Genomic DNA, 23,783 nt, shown 5'->3' with positions numbered 1-23,783 from the left:
TTTTTATAGGGTGTCTTAGCCAAGTTGGTAAGGCATGGAGCTGCAACCTCCATATGCATCAGTTCGAATCTGATAGACACCTCCAAAAGCTCCTAATAGCTCAATGGACAGAGCACTTGCTTGCGGTGCAAGAGGTTATAAGTTCGACTCTTATTTAGGAGGCCAGTAGCGGGACATAGCTCAGTTTGATTAGAGTGCTTGGTTTGGGACCAAGAGGTCGCAGGTTTGAATCCTGTTGTCCCGACCAGTAAGGCAGGATATCTCAGTTGGTTAGAGGGATCGGTTCATATCCGATAGGTCGCGGGTTCGAGCCCCGCTCCTGCTACCATTTTTAGGAAGCTTACCCAAGTGGACGAAGGGGTCAGTCTTGAAAACTGAGAGGCATCTAATAGGTGCGCAGGGGTTCGAATCCCTTAGCTTCCGCCATTTATTTGTTAACATCTCCTATGAGTGAAGTCTCTCAATGAGGGATTCTTTCTCTCCTCTTGGAGAGTATTTGTTTCTATAGTATCGCGGGGTAGAGCAGTTTGGTTAGCTCGTCAGGCTCATAATCTGAAGGTCGTAGGTTCAAATCCTACCCCCGCTACCATTAGGGGCTTTTAGTGTAGAGACCTAACATACCACACTGTCACTGTGGAGATCGCGGGTTTGAATCCCGTAAGGCCCGCCATATATGGATTTTTGGGTAGGCTTCGTAGCTCAGTCGGTAGAGCAACGGTCTGAAGAACCGTGTGTCGGCAGTTCGATTCTGCCCGAAGCCACCATAATACAAACATTTAGTATCCTTTAAATTAAGTAGTATTTAGAGAATGGCACCTAGGATAGTTATTCTTTTTGAATGTTCTGAGTGTAAGTTCAGATACTACTTAAGTCAAAAGAAGATAGATAAGACAGTAGTTAATAAAAAATTAGAACTTAAGAAATTCTGTAAAAAGTGCAGAAAACACTCTAAACACATAGAAAGAAAACCAGACTAATCCAAAGAAAGATAACACTTAGTGCTAGCTGTTATCTTTAGTCTTGCTTTTATTCTCTTAGTCTTAGGGTTATTGCTATCTTCTTCTGGTTCTACTGGAGGTTTCTCTGTCTTATCTGGTTATGATATAGAGCTATTTAAGAAGACCAAAGACTATGGAATAGTAAAGATACTTAAGCTATTAATGTTCTTGTGTACCTTACTTTTATTTATTCTCTGCATTAGCTATGTGAAAAAATTAAAAGGATAGCTTTAATGCTTCTTGAGCAGGAATCTCTTTTACAAAAGGGTAAAAGTTAATAGATTTAGTGGATCGGGGTATATACCCCGATTCAAACTAAGAATTACTAAAGAGAATCTCAAAGGAGCTCTTAATAACGACTTAGTTCTTTTTAGAGTTCCTGATGCAAGAGATAGTGAACCGAAGGTAGTAAAGATAGTTGAGAGATTCAAGCTTAACTTTGTTGTTGAGGTTTTAAAACTCTTAAAACAAGGAATAGTTGTTTTCTTTGATGATCCTCAATTACCTGGCAAGAGAGATATATATGGGACATTTTCTAGAGTACAAGTAGGTCATAAACTACTTGTTCAACTAAGAAGCTTTCCTCCAGAAAGAATACAAGGAAGACTCTTAGAGATACTAGGACACAAAGATAATCCAAATGTTGAGTTCAACTCTTTAGTACTAGATCTAAAACTCCCTAATGACTTTGAAAGTAGAAGTATTCAACAAGAAATAGAACAACTTAAAGAGAAAAGAGAATCTTTTCTAACTAATAAAGAGAGCTATAAATCCCTAGAAGATAAATACTTCTTCACTATAGATGGAGAGAAAGCTAAAGACTTCGATGATGCCATTTGCACAGAAAAGACTTCAGATGGCTTTAAGTTGTATATTGCAATTGCAGATGTTTGAGGATATTTGAGACACTTACCTTCTATAGCAGAAGAGGCTAATCAAAGAGGTACTTCTATCTATCTACTAAATAGAGTGATTACTATGCTTCCTCCTATACTCTCTGAGGATCTTTGCTCTCTAAGAGAAGGAGAGAGAAAGAATACTATTTGCCTTTCTATAGAAATAAGTGGTAGAGCAGAGTTAAAGAAATCAACTCTGAAGATATTCCCAGCTTTTATTCGCTCTAAAAAGAGATTCACATATGAACAACTGAATAGATATATGCAAGGGAAAGAAAGAGATTTCTTTGAAGATGAACAGCTTAAATTAGCCGTTCTAAATAGCTATGAGGTTGCAAAGAGATTTGTTGAGAGAGAACAATTTGGGAATCAAGAGACTCTGAGAATCTCTCAAGATAAGTTAGAGTACCAAACAAATCAAGAGGAGAAAATTATTTCTCTCTCTAGAGCTAATGAAGAAAGCAGTGAGCTAATTAGTTTTGAGAAAGTAATAGAGAAATATATGGTGCTAGCTAATAACTTAGTTGGAGAGTGATTTAAGAAACATAATATAAAGACTATCTATAGAGTTCACAAAACTCCAGAACAAGCTAGAGTCAATAACTTTTTATATGAGATGCAACACTTTAGATGTAATGCACCTATATTCTTAGATGTTCCTGACTTAACTACCACTAAGCTAAATAGATTGTTAACTATCTTTAAACAACACCCCAGCTTTCATCTAATACAACATAACTTCTTATTAACTCTCCCAAAAGCAGAATACAGTCTCTTTAATATAGGTCACTTTGGACTAAATAGTCAAAACTATCTACATTTCACTTCTCCCATAAGAAGACTCCCTGATCTATTAGTTCACAAAGCATTGTGAATGCACTTCTTAGCTCCCAAGATTTACTCCAATCAAGAAAGAGAGAGTAGTCAAGAGAGTTTAGAGAAATTAGTCTATCTTTCTAATCTAGCTGAACAAAGAGCTATTACAGCTGAAAGAAGATTTATAGCTAGAAAGCTGTATCAATATCTCTTAACTAAATATCCCAATCAAGAGTTTGAAGGGGTTATTATGTCTAAATCTGAATGTGGATACAATATCCGAATAGACAACTGTTACGAGGGATATATTAGAAGAGAAAACTGCAAATCTTCTAAGAAATTAGGAGATACTATTCAACTAAGAAAAGTAGAGTATTCTTGAGATGAATTTATAGAGAGATAGAGAGGAAATTCACCTACAGAGTAATAAAAAAAGACTATATAAATATCAATCCTTTGATAGTTATATAGCTGGTTTAAGTCTTACTTCACCTGTAGTTAAGGGAATACTCAAGGGTGAACTAGCTTTTTCTAATAGTTACATAAAAGCTATAGGGACTGAGCTATTCTTAGTAGGTTTTCACTCAGAGCCCATAAGACTATTACTTCACAAAAGAGAGATAAGAAAGATTATTGATTCCTCTAAGAAAAATGGATATTCTATTCTCCCCTCTTCTCTTTTCTTGAAGAATAGAAGAATTAAGTTAGAGTTACAGCTTTGTAAATACAACAAAAACTACTTAAAAGAAAAGAAGAATAAGAAGTATTTGAGAGCCAAGGAAAGAAGTAAATACTCTGATCTTGAAGACTAAAGAGCTTATTTACTTTGACAACGCAACTACTTCTCTTAAATTACCTTCTTTTATTGAGAGATTAGTTAAGAGTCACTCAGACACTAGTTGAGTTAAAGATAAAGAATTCTATCTTCATTCTTTAGTTAGTAAGTTAGCTAGTTGATTAGGAGTCACTAGGGAGCAAATAACTCTAGTACCTTCTTCTACCTATGCAATAAATGAAATCTTTGAGAGTTTAGTTGTAGAAGAGAAGATAAAGGTTTATCTTTCAGAGAGCGAACACATCTCTAATTACGCTAGCATTTGGTGATTGAGAGAGAAATATCCTGAGAGAATAGAGTTTCAGCACTATAACCCTGAGAGAGAGTGAAAGGATGAACAAGGAGTGTTACTGATAACTCTTAGAGATAACTTAGGAAATTCTCTTTGGACTAAAGAGAAACTTTCTAAACTTCCGCAAGAGTTAGTAGTTATTGGCGATTTCACACAATCTGTCGCTAGTGATGATCTCTCTGAAATTAAAGAACATTTTGATTACTTTTATTTCTCAGCACATAAGTGCTTAGGACCTTTTGGGTTGGGCTGTATAGTCTCTAAGAAACCCTTTAAGACAATTCCAGACCTAGATTGAAGGTCTATTTATCTTTGAGAACAAGAATTTGAAACTATCTTGAGCTTCTTTGAGAGCAACAAATACAAATCAAAAGAGTTAATAGAGTATTGAGTGAAGAACTTTCCAGAAGATTCTGGATTTAGTTACACTCACTATCCTAACTCTCTTATTTTTTTAGTGAAAGTGGAGAGACATGCTACACATGACTTTGCTTATCTATTAGAAGAGCACAATTTTGTATTTAGATTCAATGACTTGTGTTCCACTAATTCCTTAGTATCAGATAAGTCTTTGATACGTTTTTCTCTATCAGTATTGAATACAGTTGAAGAGCTTGAGAAGCTATTTGAGTTAATGAGATATTTTGAAAAAAGTGTTAAATTCTTAAAATAAAAAATAAATTAAACCTATGGAAGTTTATAGAGTAGGTATTAATGGATTTGGAAGAATAGGTAGATTACTGTACAGAAATCTGCTTAATTCACAAAGTATAGAAGTAGTAGCGGTTAATGATATTGTTGAACCTAGTGTATTAGCACATTTACTAAAGTATGACAGTTCACAAGGTGTACTGGTTGACTGGGAAATTAGTAGTGATCAAGAAAATATTCACTTAAAGAATCTGAAGAGTGGAGTAGAAAAGAGTTTCAAGGTTTACAACTTCAATAAAGAAAAGAGTTACCACTGAGGAGAATTAAATGTTGACTGTGTAGTTGAATGTTCTGGTAGATTACTGACTAGAGAAGCAGTTAAGTGTCACTTGGATGCTGGTGCGGATAAGGTATTAATTTCTGCTCCTGCAAAGGATGACAGCATTAAGACTGTTGTATACAATGTGAACCACAACTCAATTGCAACTTCAGATAATGTAATTTCTGGAGCTTCCTGTACTACAAATGCTTTAGCTCCTGTAGTAAAGGTATTACACAGAAAGTTTGGAATTCAATCAGGATTTATGACTACTGTTCACGCTTTTACCTCTGACCAAAGACTACAAGATGCTCCTCACGCAGACTTAAGAAGAACTAGAGCTGCAGCCAATTCTATTATTCCTACAACTACTGGAGCAGCGGCCGCAATTGGAAAGGTTATTCCAGACCTACAAGGAAAATTAGATGGTATTGCTCACAGAGTTCCTGTATTAACTGGTTCTTTGGTTGACTTAACACTTAGACTATCTAAGCCAGCAACTGCTGAAGAAATCAATCAATCACTTGAATCAGCTGCAAATGAAACTATGGCTTACATAACTGATCCAATAGTTTCTTCAGATATTATTGGAAATACTCACGGTTCCATCTTTGACTCTCAATTAACTAAAGTTCTTCCTACTGGTGAAGTGAAACTATACACTTGATATGACAATGAATCTTCTTATGTAAATCAATTGTCTAGAACCCTTCACTACTATATCTCCCTTTAGTTTTCAATAACTAAAAGATAGTTAATGAGATTTAATAAGCAAACACTAAAGGATTTAAAACTACAAGGTAAAAGAGTAGTTGTTAGACTAGACCTTAATGTTCCTATTATTGATGGAGTAATTAAGAATAAGACTAGAATACTTGGAACCATTGAAACACTTAATTACTTATTTGATCAAGGTTGTAAGGTAGTTGCTTTAAGTCACTTTGACAGAATTAAGAGTTATGACGATATGATGTCTGGAAAGAAGAGTCTAAAGATAGTTGCAGAGGAGTTTCAAAATATCTTTTCAATTAAGAAAGTTCACTTCATTCAATCTAGAGAGTTTGAAGAAATAAAGAGAGAAATTAAGGAAGTAAATGCTGATCTAACTATTCTTGAAAATACTAGATATTATGATGTTGACTCTTCAACTAAAGAAGTAGTTAAGTGAGAAAGTAAAAACTCACCAGCTCTTGCAGAATTCTATGCCAGTCTAGGTGATGTATTTGTTAATGATGCATTTGGAACTTCACACAGAGCACACGCTTCAAATGTTGGAGTTGCAGAAAGAGCTCAAGATAATGCAATTGGATTCTTAGTAGAAAAAGAATTAAAGGCTCTTGATTATGCTTGTGACACCGAAGAAGGACCTAAAGTGATGATTCTTGGAGGAAGCAAAGCTTCAGACAAGCTAAGACTTATTAAGGAAATAATTGAAAAGGTAGATAAGTTGTTAATTGGTGGAGGAATGTCTTATACCTTCTTGAAGGCTCAAGGTAAGGCTGTAGGACTTTCTTTAGTTGAACATGATTACATTCCACAATGTAAAGAGATACTCTCTGCATACCCTCATAAGATAGTTCTTCCTGTGGACCACTTAGTGTCAGAAAAGTTTGCTGATTTACCTAGCATAGTTGTAGATGCTGATTCTACAGATTGGAGCACAGGAATGGCTCTTGATATAGGACCTAAAACAGTTGCATACTTCTCAGAAATATTAGATAGTTCTAAGATAGTTATCTGAAATGGTCCTATGGGAGTTTTTGAATTTGAGAATTATTCTGGCGGTACTTTCTCAATTCTTAGAAAGTTAGCAGAAGTAACTGAAAAAAGAGGAGTTTATAGCTTAATTGGAGGGGGAGACTCTGTTGCGGCTGCAGAAAAACTAAATATGACAGATAAGTTTAGTTTTGTATCTACTGGAGGGGGAGCTACTCTTACCTATCTAGAAAGAGGTGCTATGCCAGGAATAGAAGCCATCAAAGACAAGCAATTTTAAGCTAGTCACTAACGGACAGCTCTTTAGGGCTGTCTAACTATGGAAAGAACTTCAATCTCTGTTACTTCTATCTACAAGAGATTTGGGGGAAAGTACATTAATAAGACTCAAGAGAACTCTCAAAGATTAATTCACATTTCTTCTTTAAGTAGGTTAGGAATGGAATTAAATGGGATCTTCCTAGAACAAGAGCTTTTATCTGTTGTTATTTGAGGTCAAATGGAATGTCAATTCCTAGAGACTATGGAAGAAAGTAAGCAAATAGAGACTCTTAAATCAATCATTACCAAGAACCCTCCTTTATTTCTATTGAGTAACAATTTCACTGAAGTTAAGCTCCTAGACTCTCTGAACAAAGAATTTAATAACAATAAGTCAGCAATTATTCAACTGGATTACTCAACTAAAGAGATATTCAATTCTGTTGGTACTTGACTAGCCAAGAGCTTAGCTAGTTGAGAGACTATACATGGCTCTGTAGTTAGTGTCTTCGGAGAAGGAGTCTTAATTATTGGTGAACCTAGCATAGGTAAAACAGAGCTAGTGTTAGATCTATTAAGTCTCAATCACCTATTTTTAGGTGATGATGCTATTAATATCACTAGGCTAGGGAATGCAGTTATTGCCAGAGCTAATCCTCAAACTAGTGAATTCATTCAAGTTAGAGGGATTGGAATTATCAATATCAAAGAAGCAATTGGTAGATCCAAGATTATTGATGAAACCAAAATTCACTTAATAGTTGAATTAAAGAAATATGGTAGTACAGATACTATTGAGAGTCTAGAAAACTGAGGAGAAGATATTAAGTACAAAAAATTATTGGATGTAAAGTTACCTCACTACATCATTCCTGTGCAAGTGGGTAGAAATATTAGTGAGTTAATTCAAGCTTGCGTGAATGATCACAAAATGAAGAAGTCTGGTTACAACTCTGCTAAAGCTTTTGATAGGGTACTAAAAGAAAATCTTAAGTCTAAGTTAGCTAAGAGATAGTTCACTTTTGAACACAGAATTAATTAGTTGAGTAGTTATAGAGTTAATTTCAAATAGTTCAATATCTTCTACTTTCTCCCCAAAACAAATAAATTTGATTGGAATTGAGTATTTAGGTCTTAGGTTGTAGATAACTCCTCCTCTGGTGGTGCTATCCATTTTGGTTAGTACTAAAGCGGAGATAGGAATTACCTCTAGTAATTTAGCTAACTCTTGTTGGGAGTAAGTACCAAGAGTTGAATCTAGAACTAAGAAGCTCTCTTCCGGAACTTTAGACATTACCTTCTCAACAATTGAATATTGTTTTTTAAGTTCTAGCAGTAAGTTTTGGTTGTTGTATTGTCTCCCAGAGCTATCAATAATAATCAGTTCATATTGTGAGTGATTATCTCTAAGAGCTCTGTAGATTAATGCACTAGCTTTTTCCGGTAAGTTAGGAGTCATAATATCAACCTTTAGTTGTTTGGCCAGGATATCTAGTTGGTCTACCGCTCCAGCTCTAAAGGTATCTCCAGCAACTAAGAGAATTTTGTTAACTAGTTGATATTTAACTTTCAAGAGGTAGACTAACTTAGCTATAAAACTAGTCTTACCTACCCCATTAGAGCCAGCAATGAAAAAAACATTGCATTGATTTGGCTTGAAATTAAGTCTCTTTAACCCTTCGATGGAATGTTGTTCCACAGAGTTAGAATAGTGCCCCACTAACAGATCTATTAGCTTCTCTTTAATTATTGACTCATTTATCTCTTTGTTTTTTTTTAGTTCTTGGAGTAATCTTTCAGCAATTGAGTTAGCTAGTTCTAGCTGGAAATCTAACTTAATTAGACAATTAGAGATATTTTTTTGTAACTTCTGAGAGTCTCAAACAGAGGTGTTAGAGAATCACTGAGAGAGATATTCAAAAGCAGTAGATTTCTTTAGCTTTACAAAAACATTATTTATTAGAGACATTAGTACTTAATAAATAAGTTATGAGCTTTAGGGAGAGAGACACTTTCAAAGTTAGATAGTGTGTTAAGAAAGTCAGAGTCTAACTCACTTGAGATACTCAAAGATTCTTTGATCTCTTTTCACTTGGTCTCACTGAAGATAGGAGAGAATAGGTAACTAGCCAATACCAGTTGCCTGTACAACAAAACATTTAGTTCTTGATATTCTAAGGAGCTAACCTCTAACTTTCAAGGTTCAAATTTCTCCAGCAGTCTGTTGGCATTCTCAAGTAAGGTAACGACTTGATTGACTATTCAATAGAACTCAAAATTCTCTATCTTTTCTTTAACTTGAAAGAGTAATTCAGTACCTAGTTGAAAGTTTGCAGAGAACTCTGAAATAGTAAATCCCCCCTCTAACTGACTAGTAGTTAAGTTGTTTTTGGAGAGTATTCCCTTGAGTCTATTAATTAAGTTCCCATACAAATTCAATAGATATTTATTGTGATATTCCTTGAGTATTTCTTCTGAGAAAGTGTGATCTGAACCTCAGTTGAGATAGGCACAATATCATCTAAGAGTTTCTAGGGGAAATTCCTCTAGTATCTTGGGTAAAGGTTTTTCAATCAAACTTGCTTCAGATTTAGAGATCTTTCTATTCTTTTGATTTACTAGTCAACCATGAACAACTAATTTACTAGGAAGAGTAAGCTCTTTAGCTTTTAAGAGTAAAGGAAAGTAAATAGAGTGAAATTTAAATATCTCTTTTCCAATTATTTGGATAATCTTTAATTCTTTATTCTTTCACTTCTCTCTTATTTCTTCATTGCTTAAGTAACCTAACAGAGCATCAAATCAAACATATATACAAAAACTATTAGATAGTTGAATGCCTCAAGAGAGATTCTTTCTTGAAACAGAAAGATCCTCTAACTCACTAACTATTCCACTTTCTAGATTACTTCTGTAGTGCTCTGGAAAGATAATTGAATTCTCTTTGTAGTAAGTCAAGAACCAATCTTTGAATTCTTTTACCTTTAAAAAGTAACTCTCTTCAGCTCTTTCAATTAGTTGATGACCCAATTCACAAAGATTGCTCTTTTCAAAGTACTTAGAAGAGTAATTAGTTTCACAACTAATGCACTGATAACCAGATCACTTAGAGAGATAGATATTTCCTTTCTCAACTAAGTTATTAAAAAAATCAGTGACAAACTCTTTGTGACTTTGATCAGAAGTTCTTATAAATAGATCTACTGATAACTCAAGAGCTTGATTTAAGTTTTTAAATTTCTGACTTACTTGATCTACAAATACTTGAGGTTCTAATTTCTCTTCTTGAGCTTTGAGTAGAATTTTCTCCCCGTGTTCATCTACTCCTGCCAGTAAATAGACTTTCTTGCCTATTAACTGAAAATACTTTTTAGCTATCGAGGCTAGTAATAGGGTGTAGGCGTGACCAATGTGCGGATCTCCAGAAGCATAAAAGAGGGGAGTAGTGAGCAAAAGCTCACTCTCTGAATGATTTATTTCTCTAGTTTTGATTGAAGTTCTTTAAGTTGTGCACTGTATGCGGGGCTAAACAGCTTTTCTTTTAGAGCAGATAGTCCCTGTGCAATATTTTTATCTTTGTAATAGAATCAAACCCCTCTTTTTTCTATGAGTTTTCTCTCAAGAGCTTCATGAATGAGTTCATAAGCTTTACAGAATCCTGAGTCGAAATACAGCCTTAGATTCAGCTGTATTAAAGGATTATTGAATTTGTTTTTAATGATTGTAATTTTTGTTAGGAATCCCACAATTTTTTCTTGTTTCTTGATTGCCTCTAATCTCTTAACCTCAACTCGAATGCTTGCGGCATACTTAAGGGCTCTACCTCCAGAAGTGGTTGTAGAGGGGAAGAAAGATTGCTTTATTTGTTCTCTAATTTGATTGATAAAGATCACTGTTGTTTGAGAGTTAATTAAGTGTGATTGAAGAATTCTCAACCCCTTGCTCATTAATCTAGCTTGTAGACCCATATTTTGATCTTCAATAGAACTTTCTAGTTCCACATTAGGTACCATAGCTGCAACTGAGTCAACAACTATTAAGTCTGCTTCGTTGCTTTGAACTAAAGAGTTAATGATATTGAAGGTTTCTTCTCCGGAAGAAGGATAGCAGATATATAGTTGATTCGCTTTAACTCCTATTTTTTCTGCTCAAACTTTATTTAAGGTATTTTCTAGATCGATGTACACACAGGTTTTATTTTGTGCTTGGGCCTCTGCAATAGCATGTAGAGCTAAAGTAGACTTTCCTGAAGAGTCAGCTCCAAATATCTCTATTATTTTTCCACCAGGTCAACCTCCTGTACCTAGCGCTCTATCTAGGGCATAAGAACCTGTAGGAATCTTAGAAAAGTTATTATTAACTGGGTTTGTTTGAATTCTCTTTTCATCACTTCAGAGTTGGATCCCCAAAGAGCTTAGCTTTTCGCTCAAACCTTTTGTTTTTGAAGAACTCATTACGTAATGATTTGTTCACTACATTTATTAGTCAAATTTGTTAAAAAGGATGAAAAATAATTTTTTTATTGTCATCGAAGGCATTGATGCATCTGGAAAAACTGGCCTTATTGAGTTATTAAAAAGTCAATTAGAGTTAGAGCAAAATAGTTCAATAAAAAACTATTTTGGAGAGAAGATCTACTTTACCTCAGAACCTTATGGACCCAATAAAGAAACTAAATACTCTCAACTAAGTAGTCTCATATTCTCAAATTGCTTTAGTTCTGTCTCAGAAGCCTTTCTCTTTTTAGCTATGAGATCAGATCATCTATTTAACTTCATAATTCCCAAGTTACAAGAAAACTCTCTAATCTTTTGTGATAGGTATTATCTTTCTACTCTTGCCTATCAAGCTTATCTAAAGAAAGTAGAGTTAGACTTGCTTGACTCAAATATGAAATACATCTCTAAAGGGACTAAGCCTTTAGTGACTTTTGTATTGCAGATCTCTAAGGAAGAACACTCTAAACACAAGAGTCATAAGAGAGAAGACAATAAATATGATTCTGTTAATTCCTTCAGTTATGACTCTTTAGTGTCTGCTTATGATTGAGCCATTCAACATCTAAGAGAGTCCGGAGAAGAGATTGTTTTAATTCCTAGCTCTCTTAGTTGAGAGGAAAAAGCTCAACTAGTAATTTCTTATATCGAGCGACTTATAGCTAAGTAGAGTAAGCAATACTTTCTACAAATCTTTAAGTTTTTGTCGTTGCATTATCTCATTAAACAATCTATATAACTCTTCATTATTCCTTCGGGGATTGTAGGGAAAATCAATCAATCATATATCTCTTTCTTTTCCCCTTCTGTCTTTCCTTGTTTTATTGGTTTTCTGCAAAATCACTTCTGAATCACTATATTCGTCTAACATCTCTTGAGTGATTATCCCCTTTCTTTCCGGATCCTCTTTGGTGAAATCAATTTCATAACATATTTCCTCTTGGGCCAAGGCACCCTTTGTTATTTGCCCTAAAATCTCTGGATCACTTAGAGAGACCAATCTCTTAGTCTTTTTTCCAGAAAAATGAGCCCTAAAGTGACGCTTTCTATCAACCACTACATAGAATCATTCTCTTTCAGAAGGTAGATCATGCTCCCCTTGAACTGTCAACTTGACATCGTATCAACTTTGGTTCTCTCCACTCCAAGGATTAATTACAGGCTTGCAATAACAAGCATTGAGGTCTGATTGTGATAAATCTAACTTTTTACCTGACTCTTGTACTTCTTTTTCAGTAGGAACATTTAATTTAAAAACAATAGTTTGTAAGATTTCCGCTTTTTTCAACTCTCGGAAGTATATTTCTTCTCAAGATCGCATACTAAAAATCTTTTGTGAGATTTATTTTAGAAATTTGGATTGAGATCCTTCTCTGGGGGAGGAAGTCAAGTATGTATGTTTTCAGTAATTCCTGAAGCGAGTAAGTCATTTATATGCTCCAAAGAATCATTGAGGGTTTCCGGATCCTCAATAAAAACAGCTTCTTCATATTGGGGATATTTTCTTAAGTGCAAAAAACTTAAGTTAGCAGATCCGGTGATGGCAGAGAATATTTGATTATTTCTCAAAAAACAATAGAGTTTCCCGTGATATCTTCAATCTTTTGTCATTCTTATTTCCCCAATTCCTGACCTTTGTCATTTCTCATTAATTGATAGAGCTATTTCATATGAGCTTTCTGGGAAATCCTTTTTTCCATACATTCCAAGAATTAAGCACACCTTTTTAATATTTGAAGATTCAATTAATTCATCCAACGACAATAAAGAACCTATAGAGAAATAAGCCACGGAGATTCTTATTTCATCAGCCTTCGCGAGTTCTTCTAAAAAACATTCTCTAATTGATTCTTGACCCCTTTTGAGATTTAAAGGTCAAATATTGGAGTAAAGAAATTTAGTACTCACTCAACAGATTGTTGTTACATTTATTAGCGGAAGAGGGGAAAAAGGCGGAAAATAGCACATTTAACATTGTTAATTAGAGATACATGTACCATTGTCAGACTTGTTACTTAGAAACCCAGCACTTTTAAAGAAAGTCCTAACAGTTTCGGGAACAGGAAGTAGTCCCTTAATTTTTTTCGGGGGGGGCCTTCCGCAACCATTCCGGAAGTACAAAGGCAATTTAAGTGATTTTTAGTATCTGAAAATAGAGAAAAAGGTAAGAGGTTAGAAGTTAACGCAGAGAATAGTTATTGATTAGAGGGGCTAGAAGAAAGAGCATGACAAGGATTAAAAAGTGAGAGTTGAAGTGAATTAAAGGGGATAAATCAGAGTATTTATAAGTTGTTTTTTACAAGTGAATGAAAACGAACAGAGATAGGACTTATTGACAAAAAGGGAGTTAAAGGAGCACTTGGCTTAGCTAAGGCTAGTTGAGGAGGGATAGGGGGTGGAAAAGAAAGTGAGAAGGTACGAGTTGAAAAAATCACGGAAGAAGATATGAAAAAAATCTGACTAGTAGTTGCTAAAGGGCAAAAGTCAATTTACCTAATACCTTCTGTTAGATCATCTGTAACAAACACTGGGTCTTGAGCGAGAGGACAATGTTGGCCAGATGAAAAAAAGATTTGAGAAGGAGGGGTAGAAAGAATTAGTGAATGAAATGAAAGTGAAAGGGAGGTTTGAACAAAAGAAGAAAGTGAAAAGTTAAAAAACACTTTGAAGTCTGGAATCACGATTAAGAGAGGTGGTGATTTGTTTATAGGTGGCAGAAATCACAAGCCAAGCAATGTTGGAGATTTAGCGGGGTGGAGAAGCTGGAAGGGAATGGGTTGAGGAGAAGCGAGTTGGAGTTTCGGGACTGATGGCGTAGGAGAAAAAATTGTATATAAAAACACAGGAATTTTAGGGGGAAAAGATGGAAATGGAATATGTGAACAAAAAAGAAATGGTGGAAGGGGATACTTTCCATTAGATATAGAAATATTAGGAACAAATAAGTGAAATGAAACGAGGGGTCGAATAAAGAAAAATCAAGAACAAGAAATAGAGATTAGTGACAAAATTGCTCAAGTAATAGGTGTCAGATTAGACCAAGTAGTAATTAGCGAAACTGGGATTGGAGATGGAAGTGAAAGTGAAATAAATTGGGAGCATGTGAGCAGACCTTCTTGAACTAGAGAGTTATTGAAATAAACCTAATTTTTTTGAAAATTATTTGATATCTAGAGGGAAATATCTTGTCTCTGCATTACCTCTCTCGCAGACCTTCTTCCTATCATTCTTTCTAACCAAAATTCCAGCATTCTTATAAATCACCACATCTCCCTGCTTTCTTCCTTGTTTCTTTTCAACAAAACTAGCAATATCACTACTTCTCCCACCCTTACTCCCTCATCCTAAGCCACCTCCATAACCTCTTCCTCCCCGACCAATTATGAATCCATTTCGAAGCTTATTTTTTAATTCTTCATTTTCCTTATCATTTAACCTGCCACTCCCCTTCCACCCACTAAGATTATTTACTCCATTATTTCAAATTTCATTTACTTTGTCTCAACACTTATTACTACCCCTGTAATGCCCCAATCCCCCACCAGTAACCCTAACAGCCGGAATTAGATAAGTTGACTTTTGACTTTTAGCGACAATTAACCAGACAGCCCTCGCCTCTTCTGTTGAAACCTCTTCCAGTGTTACCTGACTAATACCTCTACCCCCTGTTTTTTTCAAACTAACTTTGAATAAACCAAGTCCCCCTTTGACTGAATTATTTCCCGAGAAACTACTCTCTTCTCGTGTTCATTCTTTCTTGATCATTAACTTATAGATTGTTTTTGCACCATCATCTTCCACCAAGTTTCACTTATCAACTTCCAATCCTTGTCACTTTTTCTCTTTTGAGGTTCATCCACTATCTCCTTTCTCGACTACCTTTTCTGTCCCCTTAACCTCTCCGTTATCCTTTAGTGTTCATTTGATTTTTCTATTAGCCCCAAAATTAAAGATGTCAGGGGACCCAAAATAAAATGCTGGGCTTCCTCTCTGCTATCTTTAAAAAATTTTCTGCCATTTTCAATCATTATCTCTACGTTATCCTCCGCGTTTTTCGCTTCTTAGAAAACTACTAATAGCCAGAATTAAATAAATTAACTTTTTTCTTTAGAAGGAAACAAAAACTTCACTAATCATTACTTCTTCTCATTTATAGATACCAACTTCTTCAATTTGTTCGCTTACTTCAACTTCAGACCATGAAGCTTTAGATCTACCTTTTAATTCTTTAAGTTCAGATTCCCCTAATACTTTGATATCTAGAGGGAAATATCTTGTCTCTGCATTACCTCTCTCGCAGACCTTCTTCCTATCATTCTTTCTAACCAAAATTCCAGCATTCTTATAAATCACCACATCTCCCTGCTTTCTTCCTTGTTTCTTTTCAACAAAACTAGCAATATCACTACTTCTCCCACCCTTACTCCCTCATCCTAAGCCACCTCCATAACCTCTTCCTCCCCGACCAATTATGAATCCATTTCGAAGCTTATTTTTTAATTCTTCATTTTCCTTATCATTTAACCTGCCACTCCCCTTCCACCCACTAAGATTATTTACTCCATTATTTCAAATTTCATTTACTTTGTCTCAACACTTATTACTACCCCTGTAATGCCCCAATCCCCCACCAGTAACCCTAACAGCCGGAATTAGATAAGTTGACTTTTGACTTTTAGCGACAATTAACCAGACAGCCCTCGCCTCTTCTGTTGAAACCTCTTCCAGTGTTACCTGACTAATACCTCTACCCCCTGTTTTTTTCAAACTAACTTTGAATAAACCAAGTCCCCCTTTGACTGAATTATTTCCCGAGAAACTACTCTCTTCTCGTGTTCATTCTTTCTTGATCATTAACTTATAGATTGTTTTTGCACCATCATCTTCCACCAAGTTTCACTTATCAACTTCCAATCCTTGTCACTTTTTCTCTTTTGAGGTTCATCCACTATCTCCTTTCTCGACTACCTTTTCTGTCCCCTTAACCTCTCCGTTATCCTTTAGTGTTCATTTGATTTTTCTATTAGCCCCAAAATTAAAGATGTCAGGGGACCCAAAATAAAATGCTGGGCTTCCTCTCTGCTATCTTTAAAAAATTTTCTGCCATTTTCAATCATTATCTCTACGTTATCCTCCGCGTTTTTCGCTTCTTAGAAAACTACTAATAGCCAGAATTAAATAAATTAACTTTTTTCTTTAGAAGGAAACAAAAACTTCACTAATCATTACTTCTTCTCATTTATAGATACCAACTTCTTCAATTTGTTCGCTTACTTCAACTTCAGACCATGAAGCTTTAGATCTACCTTTTAATTCTTTAAGTTCAGATTCCCCTAATACTTTGATATCTAGAGGGAAATATCTTGTCTCTGCATTACCTCTCTCGCAGACCTTCTTCCTATCATTCTTTCTAACCAAAATTCCAGCATTCTTATAAATCACCACATCTCCCTGCTTTCTTCCTTGTTTCTTTTCAACAAAACTAGCAATATCACTACTTCTCCCACCCTTACTCCCTCATCCTAAGCCACCTCCATAACCTCTTCCTCCCCGACCAATTATGAATCCATTTCGAAGCTTATTTTTTAATTCTTCATTTTCCTTATCATTTAACCTGCCACTCCCCTTCCACCCACTAAGATTATTTACTCCATTATTTCAAATTTCATTTACTTTGTCTCAACACTTATTACTACCCCTGTAATGCCCCAATCCCCCACCAGTAACCCTAACAGCCGGAATTAGATAAGTTGACTTTTGACTTTTAGCGACAATTAACCAGACAGCCCTCGCCTCTTCTGTTGAAACCTCTTCCAGTGTTACCTGACTAATACCTCTACCCCCTGTTTTTTTCAAACTAACTTTGAATAAACCAAGTCCCCCTTTGACTGAATTATTTCCCGAGAAACTACTCTCTTCTCGTGTTCATTCTTTCTTGATCATTAACTTATAGATTGTTTTTGCACCATCATCTTCCACCAAGTTTCACTTATCAACTTCCAATCCTTGTCACTTTTTCTCTTTTGAGGTTCATCCACTATCTCCTTTCTCGACTACCTTTTCTGTCCCCTTAACCTCTCCGTTATCCTTTAGTGTTCATTTGATTTTTCTATTAGCCCCAAAATTAAAGATGTCAGGGGACCCAAAATAAAATGCTGGGCTTCCTCCGCTACTAGCGACAATTAAAATCTTCCTAAGGAGATTAGGACTAATTCCTAGTAATCTCGAAAGCAAAAGAATACCCTCCTTTCCCTGTATTTTCAAAAATTTTATTTAGGACCCTCTAGCTCTAAATCGCCTTTAAATTACTCTCGATTCATCTTTTTTAAACCCACTATCATCCATCCTTAAAAACTCCCAACCTTTTTACGACCCATAAAATCAAATTTCCCTAATAACCCCTTTTCTTTTCAAAAACCAACATCTATTTAAACTCCTTATCTTCCTTCCGTTATAAACATCAAACCATCCATCCAAAAAGAGGTTTTTTATCAAAAACATCAAATGAACACTAAAGGATAACGGAGAGGTTAAGGGGACAGAAAAGGTAGTCGAGAAAGGAGATAGTGGATGAACCTCAAAAGAGAAAAAGTGACAAGGATTGGAAGTTGATAAGTGAAACTTGGTGGAAGATGATGGTGCAAAAACAATCTATAAGTTAATGATCAAGAAAGAATGAACACGAGAAGAGAGTAGTTTCTCGGGAAATAATTCAGTCAAAGGGGGACTTGGTTTATTCAAAGTTAGTTTGAAAAAAACAGGGGGTAGAGGTATTAGTCAGGTAACACTGGAAGAGGTTTCAACAGAAGAGGCGAGGGCTGTCTGGTTAATTGTCGCTAAAAGTCAAAAGTCAACTTATCTAATTCCGGCTGTTAGGGTTACTGGTGGGGGATTGGGGCATTACAGGGGTAGTAATAAGTGTTGAGACAAAGTAAATGAAATTTGAAATAATGGAGTAAATAATCTTAGTGGGTGGAAGGGGAGTGGCAGGTTAAATGATAAGGAAAATGAAGAATTAAAAAATAAGCTTCGAAATGGATTCATAATTGGTCGGGGAGGAAGAGGTTATGGAGGTGGCTTAGGATGAGGGAGTAAGGGTGGGAGAAGTAGTGATATTGCTAGTTTTGTTGAAAAGAAACAAGGAAGAAAGCAGGGAGATGTGGTGATTTATAAGAATGCTGGAATTTTGGTTAGAAAGAATGATAGGAAGAAGGTCTGCGAGAGAGGTAATGCAGAGACAAGATATTTCCCTCTAGATATCAAAGTATTAGGGGAATCTGAACTTAAAGAATTAAAAGGTAGATCTAAAGCTTCATGGTCTGAAGTTGAAGTAAGCGAACAAATTGAAGAAGTTGGTATCTATAAATGAGAAGAAGTAATGTTCAACGAAACTGGAGTTGGAATCAAGAAAGAAAATGAACTAAAATGGGGGACCGTGAATAGACTCACTTGAGTTCCAGAATTATTGAAATAAAACCTTAATTTTTTAACTTTTTATTCAAAAACAAAAAACTTTTGATACTGTAATTTCCATTTAGCTAAGAGAGCATTTTCCAGATTCTTTATTGAAATTCCCAAAAAACACAATAATACAAATAAACACAAAATATGTAAAATTTATCTTTTAAAGATAAGGTGAGAGGATTAACAACTTTTCTTGTTAAAGCTTTAACTATTGTAGGGGCCGGTGGAGGCCCCTTAATTCTCCAAGTGTATTCTTCATCTAAAATTACAGAACTACCTAGAAAATTCCAGTGAACTTTAAACCTGAATTTAAATAGTCAAGACAGCTCGGGGAGGTCTGTAGAAGCTAAGAAAGCAAAAGAAAGTTATTGACTTGAAGGTTTAAACAAGAATAAATGACAAGGAGTAGAACAAAGCAAATGAGGAGAATTATCTGGTAAGACAGCTAGAAGTGCTTATAAATTAGCTTTTAGAAGTTCATGGATTCAAGAAGAAGATGAGAAGCTAGGAGACAAATCAGCTAAAGGAGCTTTAGCTTTAATCAAGGCTAGTTGAGGAGGTTTTGATGGGGCGAAAAACAAAGATGTAAGAACTGAAGAAATACAAGTTGGTAAAGATAAGAGGGTTTGATTGATTATTGCTAAAAGTGAAAGCTCTATCTACTTAATTCCAGTAGTAAGGGCTTCTTCTGAAGGAGATACTAGTAGTTACGGGAGATCAAGTGGAAAAATTGAGAATGATATTTGAGAACACGGAATAGAGGATATCGGAACATGAGCTAAAAAATTTGATACAAGTGACAGTTGAGAGCCGGACTGTAACGAGAATCTCAAAAAGAAATATAAGTCAGGAATTGTAATAAGCAGAGGGGGTAGCATTCTGAATAAAAATGCTGATCAGGTTACAGAATGAAGAAGGGAAGGGAGAAAAATTGTTTACTATGAAGGAAATCAGAAAAAAGAGAAAGAATGAAACAAGGAGGAGTCTGTGAGCGATGAGGTTAGATTGTGGAGAAATGCGGGCTGGATTCGCGGCAATACATTACATAGGAGGGTTGGAAAGTGTCAAAAAAATGAGAAATACTTCCCACTTGATATATCGGTGTTGGGAAATGCAAATAAACTGGAAAATAAAACAAGCTCTTCTAGAAGCCTAGTACAAGAAATAGAAATTAATGACAAGATCACTCAAGTTATGGGTGTCAGATTAGACCAAGTAATAATTAGTGACACTGGAATCGGAGAAGGAAAGAAAAATGAAATAAAGTGAGGAAGTATTACTAAACCTACCCTAATACGTGAATTATTGAAATAAAAAACTTAAGCATCTTTAAGTCTCCCCTTTCACAAGACTCACAAGAATAAACTCTTTCTAGGTACGGGAGTTTTTATTTAGGCTTTGCCTTCAATAAATCCTCTACTACTTAAAAGAGTTTTAGTATTTACAGGAACTGGAGGAAGTCCTCTAGTTTATTTCGGAAACACCTCTAATATTTTTTCAGAAGAAAATAGAAAGTTTAAGTGAACAATAGAAGTCAATCAAGGAGAAAAAGAAAAAATATCAGAAAAGGTAAATGGTAATAGTTGACAAGTTAGTAAAGATAAATGACAAGAAATAGAGAGTGAAAAATGAAAAACAGTAACTAAAGATAAAAAAAGAGATATTTATAAGTTAGTTTTCAAAAAGCAATGAATAAAAAATGAAAAAAATATTGATATTAATCATGAATCCATCGGAGAAGTTGTTGGATTATTAAAAGTTAGCTGAGCTGGGGAGGGGCAAGAACCAAAGATTGAGGAAATAACTCCAGAAGAGTCTCAAAACATTTGACTAATTATTGCAAAGGGAGAGAAAACTATCTATTTGATGCCTGCAGTTAGAACCTCTGAGAATCAAAAAGATCAAAAGGCAAAAGAAGCTTGAACAAATGGAATCACAAACATCGGAGAATGAAAAAATCAAGATTCTGGAGATAGTGGTAAAGAAATAAGTGAGAATTTGAAGTGATCTTTGAAAACCGGATTTTCAATAGCTAGAAAAGGAAGCTTGAGTTGTGAGGGAGGAAATGAAATTTGGAGAAATGGTGGGATGACAGATTTTGATGGGTGAAAAAAATTTAAAGGAATGGGAATGGATATTGGGGTACAAGTTCAAGAAAATATGGGCTGTTCAACTGGAAAAGGAAATATTTTGTATGAAAATACAAGCATAATAGTTGAAAAAGTTGAAGCAAATTTGTGAGGCGGAAAAGTAACAATAAGCAAATATTTCCCATTAGACATTGATATCCTTGGGGAAAAAGCAAAGTTAAAAAAAAGAATTTGAAAATTACAGAAGTCTAATTCAAGAGATAAAGATTGAAGACAAGATCACTGAAGCTATTGGAGTTAGACTAGACCAAGTAGTAATTAGTGAGACTGGAATTGGAGATGGAAAGGAAACAGAAGTTAAGTGAGGAACAATAAATAGACCAACTTGAACTCAAGAACTATTGAAATAAAAGTCTTAAATTTTTAAGTTATTTTTTGAAATTTTGATTACGATACCCGCATGAATAAAGGCTTATGTTTCCATATATAGCAAAAAATGACACTTAAAATTTCAATAAAAATTTTGGGTTTCAATCTTGTCTCTTATATCTATTCTTGTTAAAGGTTTCTCTGGATTAGGAGTAGCTTCTACCGTACCTTTATCATTTGCTTTTCATAATGAATCATTTACTCTTAAACCCCGAACACGTGTAGTGCCCCCCCCCAGCAACTTCTAATCAAAACCCTCAATCCAACCAACCCATGGATCAAATGGTAAAAATCTTGGAAGAAGAATTAGGAAGTGCTGGCAAGCAAATAGATATTGGTTGTTTTGCAGTTAGCGGAGACAGAATGACTTTGAAGAGACCATCACTTTTTGTTTGCACTAATTTAGCAAGCACCGATCTAGTAACTTTCTGGTTCCACTACAACTGAAACAATAGGACAAAAACAACACAAAGAGTAAATCAAGTTACAAGTATGTCCTACCAAAGTAGCAGACGTGTAAGCCTGCATTTCAAATCAGGAGGATTTGGAAATCTCACAACTTTTGATGAAATTCCTGACTGATTGAAAAGGTGAAGAGGAAAGCCATTTGATACTAAGACCACCTGTTTAATTAAGAAAGAAGGTAGCAATGATTCTTATACTCTAACTTGCCCTTCAAGTGATCAAAAACCTTTCACTCAAACCATCAAGAGTAGTGATTTCCACAGACCAAAAACACTTTCTTTAGGTTAAAAAAGATTATTTAGGTGGGCAATCAAATTACGAAGTCTATAGAAAAAGAGCTTTCTTGAGAGAAAATTAAAAAATGATAGGTTTAGGCACAAAAGCTTTATTAATTGCTTTTAGTGGCTTTAGTGGTGTAGCTGGTTGAGCTTCCTTTTCCGCCCCAAATTGAGACCCTAAAGAGTTATGAAGAATAACTCACGACAATAAGTTCTATTTATCTAATTGCTTCAATGACCCAAGCGACAAAGGAACACACAAATGAACTGACTCAAATTTATGAATCTATTTAATTGTTAAAGGCCAAGTAAGTGATATAAAAGCAGATACCGAGCTTGAATTATGAGCTGAAGGATGAGGTAAAAGAATGGAAAAAGAACAAGCCATCCAACCCACATGATATGTAGAAAAAAGTTTGCAGGGCTCAGTAGAAGGGGATGGGGAGCCATCAGGCTTTACCTCAACCGATTATGAATTAACAAAATGACCATCACCAACATTATTTGTGTTAGGTGAAACTGGTGGCGGGGAGGAAAATCAAATCTTCGGAGACACCATAAAGTGTAACAATAAAGTTTTTGGTTTTAATGACTCGGAAGATTATAAAAACTATCGATTAGACAAAGTTACTTTCAAATTAAAAAATATTGATGGTGTTAATGCTCATTTAAAGGACAAGTACAAGGGTCACAATATTTATTCAATAGAAATCAAAACTAGCGAAACAACGGGTTTGGGGGAAGGGATAATAAAGTGAGCAGATAACTTTAAGCCTATAGTAATTGTTTAAGGTTTATTAACTGTTACTACTCCATTAATTGCTAATTAAAAAGATCAGTACAATATATGTGGTTTTGTTTGGAAATTAGATATGTATAGGTTGTTTAGTGTATTGATATGGCATTCACAACTAAGAAATTAATTAGTTTCTTAACAGCTATAGCATCTGCCATAGCACCTGTTATTTCTACATTAATTACCAACCACCTTTCCAACTCTCCAGACTTAAAAGTATCTTTTTATTTGAATCCAATGGAATCAAGCATTAACTCCAATCCAATGAAAAGAAGAAATTCTGACAAGGATTATGTAAAGGTATTACAGGCAAAGATAGAAAAAGAGTTGTTTGGAGAATCTAAGGAAAAAGTAAGACGAAAAAGAGAAACAAAGGACTGAAAATCTTACTCTTTCGAACTTCCAGAACCAGTGAGACAAGCACAAGATGCTGAATGTAAGTTAGTGACTACTAACGAAAATAAGAAAATGTTTAAGTGTACTGGCCCAAAAGAAGGACCACTCTCATCTATGATCTTTGATTTCACTACAACTAAATAGTTTTGTAAAATACTCTTTAATTTTTCTTAAAGACTATGATGTTACCTATTAAGTATTTCATTCCTATGTTTGTTAGTGCTTTTGTTGGAGTTCTTGCAGCCCAAGCCATTGATAAGACTCCTCCCTCAAACATTATTTGAACTGGTGAAAAACCTAAGTGAGTTAAAGCAATTCCATAAGTAAGTAGAATTATTAAAGGATTATGATGTTGCCAATTAAATATTTCATACCTATGTTTATGGCAGGCTTTGCTGGTGTTGCAGCCGCAAAAGAATTAAATGTTTCAAATGAGCCTATTGAAGTTAAAAATGCAACCAAGTTAGTAATGTGAGACCACCCAACTGTTAATTTCAGTTAGTACCTGTTTTAAAGCTTTAGAACTTTTAGAAAACAAACAACAAGTAAGTTAACTTCTAAATATATTTAGATTTTTTCTTCTGT

General features: G+C 35.0%; 27 protein-coding genes and 8 tRNA genes. 26 read left to right on the top strand and 9 right to left on the bottom strand.

All coding sequences use genetic code 4. From position 1 onward, the window contains the following. Positions 1-9: 9 nt before the first annotated feature. The 16 genes from WEN_RS03350 to hprK all read left to right on the top strand — a co-directional run bounded on the left by WEN_RS03350 (position 10) and on the right by hprK (position 7,799). Positions 10-85 (top strand) — tRNA-Cys (locus WEN_RS03350). Between the two features lie 4 nt (positions 86-89). Next, positions 90-165 (top strand) — tRNA-Arg (locus tag WEN_RS03345). A gap of 4 nt (positions 166-169) precedes the next feature. Further along, positions 170-247, top strand: a tRNA-Pro gene (locus WEN_RS03340). 4 nt (positions 248-251) lie between these two features. Further along, positions 252-328 (top strand) — tRNA-Met (locus WEN_RS03335). Between the two features lie 6 nt (positions 329-334). Beyond that, a tRNA-Ser gene (locus WEN_RS03330) sits at positions 335-426 on the top strand. 85 nt (positions 427-511) lie between these two features. Further along, a tRNA-Met gene (locus WEN_RS03325) sits at positions 512-589 on the top strand. A gap of 4 nt (positions 590-593) precedes the next feature. Further along, positions 594-670 (top strand) — tRNA-Asp (locus tag WEN_RS03320). An 18-nt stretch (positions 671-688) separates the two neighbouring features. Next, positions 689-764, top strand: a tRNA-Phe gene (locus tag WEN_RS03315). Between the two features lie 45 nt (positions 765-809). After that, positions 810-977, top strand: a complete 168-nt coding sequence (gene rpmG / locus WEN_RS03310; RefSeq protein WP_014850131.1) for a 50S ribosomal protein L33 — start codon at positions 810-812, stop codon at positions 975-977. A 21-nt stretch (positions 978-998) separates the two neighbouring features. Then, positions 999-1,226, top strand: a complete 228-nt coding sequence (locus tag WEN_RS03305) for a preprotein translocase subunit SecG (protein ID WP_014850130.1) — start codon at positions 999-1,001, stop codon at positions 1,224-1,226. A 12-nt stretch (positions 1,227-1,238) separates the two neighbouring features. Continuing rightward, complete coding sequence (locus WEN_RS03300) at positions 1,239-3,113, top strand: RNB domain-containing ribonuclease (protein ID WP_014850129.1); 1,875 nt, start codon at positions 1,239-1,241, stop codon at positions 3,111-3,113. A 7-nt stretch (positions 3,114-3,120) separates the two neighbouring features. Beyond that, complete coding sequence (locus WEN_RS03670) at positions 3,121-3,522, top strand: SsrA-binding protein (protein ID WP_083838616.1); 402 nt, start codon at positions 3,121-3,123, stop codon at positions 3,520-3,522. Beyond that, positions 3,512-4,510: an aminotransferase class V-fold PLP-dependent enzyme gene (locus WEN_RS03290; protein ID WP_014850127.1), complete on the top strand. Its 999-nt coding sequence runs from the start codon at positions 3,512-3,514 to the stop codon at positions 4,508-4,510. Before WEN_RS03670 ends, WEN_RS03290 begins: the two co-directional genes overlap by 11 nt. Positions 4,511-4,526: 16 nt before the next feature. After that, positions 4,527-5,540 carry a type I glyceraldehyde-3-phosphate dehydrogenase gene (gene gap, locus WEN_RS03285; protein WP_014850126.1) on the top strand — a complete coding sequence of 338 codons (1,014 nt, stop codon included), beginning with the start codon at positions 4,527-4,529 and terminating at the stop codon, positions 5,538-5,540. Between the two features lie 24 nt (positions 5,541-5,564). Beyond that, entirely contained in the window at positions 5,565-6,803 is a 1,239-nt protein-coding gene (locus tag WEN_RS03280) for a phosphoglycerate kinase (protein WP_014850125.1), read from the top strand. Between the two features lie 39 nt (positions 6,804-6,842). Beyond that, positions 6,843-7,799 (top strand): HPr(Ser) kinase/phosphatase, encoded by a 957-nt coding sequence (gene hprK, locus WEN_RS03275; RefSeq protein WP_014850124.1) that lies wholly within the window; start codon positions 6,843-6,845, stop codon positions 7,797-7,799. Here hprK and WEN_RS03270 read toward each other — a convergent pair. The 3 genes from WEN_RS03270 to WEN_RS03260 are packed head-to-tail and all read right to left on the bottom strand — an operon-like array spanning position 7,785 to position 11,238. Next, a complete protein-coding gene (locus WEN_RS03270) occupies positions 7,785-8,753 on the bottom strand; it encodes a P-loop NTPase family protein (protein WP_014850123.1) in 969 nt (322 codons plus the stop codon). The two genes, hprK and WEN_RS03270, sit on opposite strands and share 15 nt — an antisense overlap. Next, entirely contained in the window at positions 8,753-10,261 is a 1,509-nt protein-coding gene (locus tag WEN_RS03265; RefSeq protein WP_148268018.1) for a class I tRNA ligase family protein, read from the bottom strand. The genes WEN_RS03270 and WEN_RS03265 overlap by 1 nt, the downstream gene beginning before the upstream one ends. Further along, entirely contained in the window at positions 10,258-11,238 is a 981-nt protein-coding gene (locus WEN_RS03260) for an ATPase domain-containing protein (protein WP_014850121.1), read from the bottom strand. Before WEN_RS03260 ends, WEN_RS03265 begins: the two co-directional genes overlap by 4 nt. Before the next feature lie 49 nt (positions 11,239-11,287). Between WEN_RS03260 and tmk the strand changes: the two genes are divergently transcribed. Then, positions 11,288-11,950, top strand: coding sequence for a dTMP kinase (tmk, locus tag WEN_RS03255; protein WP_014850120.1), 663 nt, complete (start codon positions 11,288-11,290; stop codon positions 11,948-11,950). A 15-nt stretch (positions 11,951-11,965) separates the two neighbouring features. On the opposite strand, the gene WEN_RS03250 is transcribed toward tmk, so the two are convergent. Further along, positions 11,966-12,568 carry a hypothetical protein gene (locus WEN_RS03250; RefSeq protein ID WP_148268017.1) on the bottom strand — a complete coding sequence of 201 codons (603 nt, stop codon included), beginning with the start codon at positions 12,566-12,568 and terminating at the stop codon, positions 11,966-11,968. A gap of 59 nt (positions 12,569-12,627) precedes the next feature. Further along, entirely contained in the window at positions 12,628-13,188 is a 561-nt protein-coding gene (locus WEN_RS03245) for a restriction endonuclease PLD domain-containing protein (RefSeq protein ID WP_052304254.1), read from the bottom strand. A gap of 381 nt (positions 13,189-13,569) precedes the next feature. Here WEN_RS03245 and WEN_RS03240 point away from each other — a divergent pair, with 381 nt between their 5' ends. After that, positions 13,570-14,421: a hypothetical protein gene (locus WEN_RS03240; RefSeq protein WP_014850119.1), complete on the top strand. Its 852-nt coding sequence runs from the start codon at positions 13,570-13,572 to the stop codon at positions 14,419-14,421. Between the two features lie 18 nt (positions 14,422-14,439). On the opposite strand, the gene WEN_RS03235 is transcribed toward WEN_RS03240, so the two are convergent. From WEN_RS03235 to WEN_RS03225, 3 genes are all read right to left on the bottom strand, one after another. Continuing rightward, entirely contained in the window at positions 14,440-15,105 is a 666-nt protein-coding gene (locus WEN_RS03235; RefSeq protein ID WP_014850118.1) for a hypothetical protein, read from the bottom strand. A 282-nt stretch (positions 15,106-15,387) separates the two neighbouring features. Further along, a complete protein-coding gene (locus WEN_RS03230) occupies positions 15,388-16,194 on the bottom strand; it encodes a hypothetical protein (protein WP_014850117.1) in 807 nt (268 codons plus the stop codon). Positions 16,195-16,476: 282 nt separating this feature from the next. Next, the gene (locus WEN_RS03225) at positions 16,477-17,514 is read right to left on the bottom strand and encodes a hypothetical protein (RefSeq protein ID WP_238530693.1); all 1,038 of its coding nucleotides are present in this window, start codon (positions 17,512-17,514) and stop codon (positions 16,477-16,479) included. A 367-nt stretch (positions 17,515-17,881) separates the two neighbouring features. Here WEN_RS03225 and WEN_RS03220 point away from each other — a divergent pair, with 367 nt between their 5' ends. The 3 genes from WEN_RS03220 (at position 17,882) to WEN_RS03210 (ending at position 21,135) form a co-directional block, all read left to right on the top strand. Beyond that, positions 17,882-18,754 (top strand): hypothetical protein, encoded by an 873-nt coding sequence (locus WEN_RS03220; RefSeq protein WP_014850115.1) that lies wholly within the window; start codon positions 17,882-17,884, stop codon positions 18,752-18,754. Between the two features lie 161 nt (positions 18,755-18,915). Beyond that, positions 18,916-20,058: a hypothetical protein gene (locus WEN_RS03215; protein WP_014850114.1), complete on the top strand. Its 1,143-nt coding sequence runs from the start codon at positions 18,916-18,918 to the stop codon at positions 20,056-20,058. Positions 20,059-20,142: 84 nt separating this feature from the next. Beyond that, a complete protein-coding gene (locus tag WEN_RS03210; RefSeq protein WP_014850113.1) occupies positions 20,143-21,135 on the top strand; it encodes a hypothetical protein in 993 nt (330 codons plus the stop codon). A 171-nt stretch (positions 21,136-21,306) separates the two neighbouring features. On the opposite strand, the gene WEN_RS03205 is transcribed toward WEN_RS03210, so the two are convergent. Further along, a complete protein-coding gene (locus tag WEN_RS03205) occupies positions 21,307-21,504 on the bottom strand; it encodes a hypothetical protein (protein WP_014850112.1) in 198 nt (65 codons plus the stop codon). Positions 21,505-21,536: 32 nt separating this feature from the next. Here WEN_RS03205 and WEN_RS03200 point away from each other — a divergent pair, with 32 nt between their 5' ends. The 5 genes from WEN_RS03200 (at position 21,537) to WEN_RS03965 (ending at position 23,700) form a co-directional block, all read left to right on the top strand. Further along, on the top strand, positions 21,537-22,016 hold the full coding sequence (locus WEN_RS03200; protein ID WP_014850111.1) for a hypothetical protein: 480 nt from the start codon (positions 21,537-21,539) through the stop codon (positions 22,014-22,016). 73 nt (positions 22,017-22,089) lie between these two features. Next, positions 22,090-22,797 carry a hypothetical protein gene (locus tag WEN_RS03195; protein ID WP_014850110.1) on the top strand — a complete coding sequence of 236 codons (708 nt, stop codon included), beginning with the start codon at positions 22,090-22,092 and terminating at the stop codon, positions 22,795-22,797. A gap of 107 nt (positions 22,798-22,904) precedes the next feature. Then, positions 22,905-23,342, top strand: coding sequence for a hypothetical protein (locus WEN_RS03190; protein WP_014850109.1), 438 nt, complete (start codon positions 22,905-22,907; stop codon positions 23,340-23,342). A gap of 35 nt (positions 23,343-23,377) precedes the next feature. Then, complete coding sequence (locus WEN_RS03785; RefSeq protein ID WP_158308830.1) at positions 23,378-23,521, top strand: hypothetical protein; 144 nt, start codon at positions 23,378-23,380, stop codon at positions 23,519-23,521. 53 nt (positions 23,522-23,574) lie between these two features. Continuing rightward, the gene (locus tag WEN_RS03965; RefSeq protein ID WP_274506142.1) at positions 23,575-23,700 is read left to right on the top strand and encodes a hypothetical protein; all 126 of its coding nucleotides are present in this window, start codon (positions 23,575-23,577) and stop codon (positions 23,698-23,700) included. Positions 23,701-23,783: the final 83 nt, after the last annotated feature.

Source organism: Mycoplasma wenyonii str. Massachusetts (assembly GCF_000277795.1).
Lineage (GTDB): Bacteria > Bacillota_I > Bacilli_A > Mycoplasmatales > Mycoplasmoidaceae > Eperythrozoon_A > Eperythrozoon_A wenyonii.
This window is presented reverse-complemented; position numbering and strand designations above follow the sequence as displayed.